Raw genomic sequence first — 4,409 nt, 5'->3', positions numbered from 1 at the left:
CGCGGCGCTCAGCGCGGCGGCGAGCGCCAGCGGCGACAGGCCCGCGCGCAGGAAGGCGGCAGAGAACATCACGCAACCCCGATCTCGGCCCCGCGACCGGGCGGTTCCGAGCCGGATCATGCCGGCCCGATGGTTACCGATCCCTTGTGGCCGCCCGAGGGTTCGGCCCCCATCGGCTTGGCCGCGCGAGGGTCACGTTCGATGCGTTTCAGATCCGCGGAAGATCTGCCGACCGCCCGTATGGTCGGCGCCCGATGCGACCCTCTCTCCACCGCTCATACGTTCCATCGTTCGCGGCATCGAAGCTTGCCGATCGGCCATGACGGATGGAAGTCTCTCGACAGACGCGAGATCGAGGCTGTCGCCGTCCCAAGCGAGCACTTCGTCCTGGCGACCGAGGTCCTGGCGACCGAGGTCCTGGCGACCGAGGTTCTGTCGACCGAGGTTCTGGCGACCGGGAAGGATGAGGCCGCCACGGTTGCGGACAGGCCGAGACGCTGCGCGCGCTTCGGGAGTCGAGCGAGGCAAAGGGGGCGTGGTGGCTCGGGGTCAGGCCGATCTCGGGCGCGTCACGGCCTCGCCCACACGTCGTTTCGAGTGCAGGCCACCATGCGGACTTCGGTCGTCGTGTCGGCGCTGCGCGCGACGTCTCGATCCCCGACCGCTGGAGGCGAGCCTTCTCACCACCGATAGATCAGGCTGCCGATGACCGTTGCCGGCTGGTTGAAGTTGCAGAAACCGAACGAACAGGTCGTGTAGTTTCGGTTGAAGATGTTGTAGCCGTTGATCTGCGCGCGGAAGCCTTTGTACTTCGGGTCGAGCGCGGCGAAGTCGTAGGCAACGAGGGCGTCGTAGAGCGTCACGGCGGTATTGCGCACGGTGTTCTGATCATCCGCGTAGCTTGAGCCGATGTAGCGGATGCCGCCGCCGATCTGCAGCCCGCGCAAGGCCGAGGCGGGCGGGAAGGCATAAGTCAGGAACGACGCGTAGGTGTCGCTGGGGATGCCGGAGACGCGGTTCCCGTTGAGGGACTCGCCGGCAAACGAGGTCGAGTTCACGAACCGGATGTCGACATGCGTGTAGGCGATGGTCAGGTTCGTGCCCGGCGCGAGGTTGGCGGTCGCCTCGGCCTCGAAGCCCTTCGAGCGTACGGCACCGCCAGCGGTCTGGAACGCGATGTTGCTCGCGTCGGGGATCAGGATGCTCGACTGGTTGATGTCGAAGCCGGCGAACGCCGTCTGGATGTTGGTCCCGGGAATCAGGTACTTCACCCCCGCCTCGATCTGGTCGCCCGTGGCCGGCTTGAACGCCTGTCCGTTTCGGTCCTGGCCGACCTGCGGGGTGAAGGTCGTGGCATAGCTCGCGTATGGAACCAGCCCTGGCGCCAGAACGTAGCCCAGGCCGACCCGGCCGGTGAAGGCGCTGTTGTCCTGGCGCGAGACCGCGCTGTCGGGCGTGGCGTAGTTGTCCTGGAAGACCCAATCGTGGCGCCCGTTCACGGTCAGGATGAAGTCGCCGAACTTGGCCTGATCCTGCAGGTAGACGCCGACCTGATCCTGGGTCTGGCGCGAGGCGGACCCAAGAGGCGGCGTCGCGATGAACTGCTGGCCGTAGTTCCGGGTGGTGAGGTTCAGGTCCGGGGCGAGGCCGAAGCCGAAGCGCGCGCTCAGGCTGTATCGGGCGTAGTCGACGCCGCCGACCACGGTGTGGGCGACCGGGCCGGTGGCGAAGCGCGCCTCCAGCTGGTTGTCCAGCGTCTGCTGCACCAGGCCCTCGCGGATATAGCCGGTGTCGCGGGTGCCGATCGTGCGCGCGTCGTTGACGTTGTTGATGTCGACGTACTTCGCGCTCAGGAACAGCCCGTAATGCCGGAAGTTCTGGCGGAAAACCAGGTCCGGCGTGAAGAAATGCTCGAAGGCGTAGCCGACCCGATACTGAGTCTGGTCGAGGCCGATGAAGCGCGGATCGCCCTGGTAGAAGTTGGACACCCGGAAGCCCGGGTCGTTGTAGAAGAACGTCGCCGCCGGCGTGTTGGTGACCTGGAACTCGCTCAGGAACGTGAACGTCGTGTCGGCCGATGGCTTCCAGGTGAAGGCGGGCGCGATGTTGAGCTGGTCGTCGTTCGTGCCGAGGCCGATGAAGGTGCCGGCCTCGCGGCGTACGCCGGTGAGGCGGTAGGCCATGGTGCCGTCCGAACCCTCGACCGGGCCGCCGACGTCGAAATTGCCCTGGAAGCGTCCGAAGCTGCCGGCTTGGAACTGCACCTCGCCGAACGGCACGAAGACGGGGCGCTTGCTCGTGATATCGAGGATGCCGCCGGGCGATCCGAGGCCGTAGAGGCCGGAGGCCGGGCCGCGGAGGATGGTCAGCGCCTCGGCGCCGTAGGGCTCGCTTTTGGGAAAGGCGAAGCCGCTGCCGATCACGCGCAGGCCGTCACGATAGATGCCCTGGTTGGTGAGCACGTCGAAGCCGCGGATGAAGATCTGATCGAAGCGCGGGTCGAAGCCCGACCGGGCGGAAATGGCGCCCGGGACGTAGTTGACCGCGTCGGTGAACGTCTGGACGTTGCGGTCGTTCAGCTGCTCTCGGGTGACCACCGAGACCGATTGCGGGGCCTCGATCAGCGGGGTGTTGGTTTTGGTGGCGGCCGTGGCGACGCGCGCGGTGTAGCCGGTGATCCCGGAGGGGCCGCCACCGCCGCCGCTGGTGGCGGCCGTGCCGCCGTCGCCGGCGCTGACGTTGAGGCCGCCGGAGCCGGCCGATGCCGGCGCGGCGTTGCCGGGTCCCACCGCCTCGACCGAGATCTCGTTGAGCTGAACGGTGCCATCTTGTGCCACCACGGGACCGGCGAGGATTGTGGTGGTGAGAAGGACGGGGAGGAGCGAGGAGCGGTGGGACATGGATCACGCTGGCGCGCGCTCGGACGAGCGCAGTACCCGTGTGATCGTCCTTCACGGATCCGCGAGCAAGCCAAAAACGTGTTATAGATCACACACTTAAAACGGTTCAAATCTGAAAATATTCTAAATTTAAAGTGGGCGAATGCCCCTCGTCGAGGCCGAGGCGCAGGGCATCCGAGAGGGTTCGGGCCGTGAGCGACCTGCCCCGCGCCCGCCGGCGCGAGCCGAGCGACCAGGGCACGAAATCGAACGTCGGCTTTCAAGCGCCAAGCCGGCTTCCGTTCACCACCCTTCGCGGCCTTTCACAGGGTCAAGCTGCGCGCGCAGGCCTTTGGTCGGCGCAGGCGCCGAGGTCAGCGCAGGAGCCAGGTGCCGACGAAGGCGAGGGCGGCCGAGTAGACGGCGTATCCGTCCTCGTCCGTCACCACCACGGTGATGGTCTGGCGCTCGCCCTCGGCCGGGCTCTCGTCGACGGCGATGGCGGGCAGCAGGCGCTTGGCCTGGAGCGCGGCGGCCTGCACGTCCTCGCACAAGGTGCCCACGTCGTCGCGCTGGTGGAAGCCGTCGTGGATGTCGAAGAAGTAGCGGGGCACAGGCTGTCCACGCGTGGAAGGCGGGAGCGCATCCGTCTCTCAGGCGCGGAGCGCCGAATACTGGGGCCGCGATGGCAGAATCGTATACATCCCGACCGGGACGGCAACCGCGCGAGTGTCGCATGCGGCGGCGGCGCACGAACCGGCCGATGTATTGGCCCGATCCCCGTGCGGACGGTGCGATAGCCTCGCGGAGATTCGCGCGCCTCGTCCCTCCTTTCCCGACCCTGGCGTGAGCCGAGGCCCACCCTTCCCCCACGAAAGGGGAGGGACGATGCGGCGCCCGCCTCCGGCGCCGGCGCGGATGGCGCGGACGGAAAATTTCCGGTTTCCTGCTTGTCCTGTCCGGCGATCGTCGAAAGATCCGCGAGGAGCCTGCCATCCCGAGCCCCACCGCCCCGGTCCCGCCCGCGATGCCCTACCTGCCGCAGCTCGACGGGGTGCGGGCGCTGGCGATCGCCATCGTCTACGTCGCCCATTGCGGGCTGAGCCACGTCGTGCCCGGCGGCTTCGGCGTCACGGTGTTCTTCTTCCTGTCGGGCTACCTGATCACCACGCTGCTGCGGATCGAGCGGGGGCGGACCGGGACGGTCTCGCTGCCGGCGTTCTACCTGCGCCGAAGCTTGCGCATCCTGCCGCCGATGTACCTGGCGCTGGCGCTGTCCGGCCTGCTCCACGGGCTCGGTCTGCTCGACTGGATGCCGGTCGACGCGGCGGCGGTGCTCGGGCAGGCGACGTTCCTGACGAACTATCCCGACCTTCTCGGCACCGAGCGGGTGCTGCCGGTGCCGCTGTGGAGCCTCGCCATCGAGGAGCACTTCTACCTGCTGTTCCCGCTGGCCTACCTCGCGTGGCTCGGGCGCCTGTCGCCGCGGCGGGCGGCCGAGCCACGCGAGGTAGGCCAGCGGGAACAGCA

General features: G+C 67.8%; 3 protein-coding genes. 1 reads left to right on the top strand and 2 read right to left on the bottom strand.

What is annotated here, in order from left to right; translation table 11 throughout:
• Positions 1-680 precede the first annotated feature (680 nt).
• A complete protein-coding gene (locus tag FV223_RS20965; protein WP_147728816.1) occupies positions 681-2,900 on the bottom strand; it encodes a TonB-dependent siderophore receptor in 2,220 nt (739 codons plus the stop codon).
• Between the two features lie 353 nt (positions 2,901-3,253).
• Positions 3,254-3,493: a hypothetical protein gene (locus tag FV223_RS20960; RefSeq protein WP_147728815.1), complete on the bottom strand. Its 240-nt coding sequence runs from the start codon at positions 3,491-3,493 to the stop codon at positions 3,254-3,256.
• Between the two features lie 413 nt (positions 3,494-3,906).
• Between FV223_RS20960 and FV223_RS20955 the strand changes: the two genes are divergently transcribed.
• On the top strand, positions 3,907-4,409 hold a 503-nt coding region (locus tag FV223_RS20955; RefSeq protein WP_246689746.1), incomplete at its 3' end, for an acyltransferase.

Source organism: Methylobacterium sp. WL116 (assembly GCF_008039455.1).
Taxonomy (GTDB): Bacteria; Pseudomonadota; Alphaproteobacteria; order Rhizobiales; family Beijerinckiaceae; genus Methylobacterium.
Note: the sequence above shows the minus strand (reverse complement) of the source record. Positions and strands in the feature narration are given on the sequence as shown.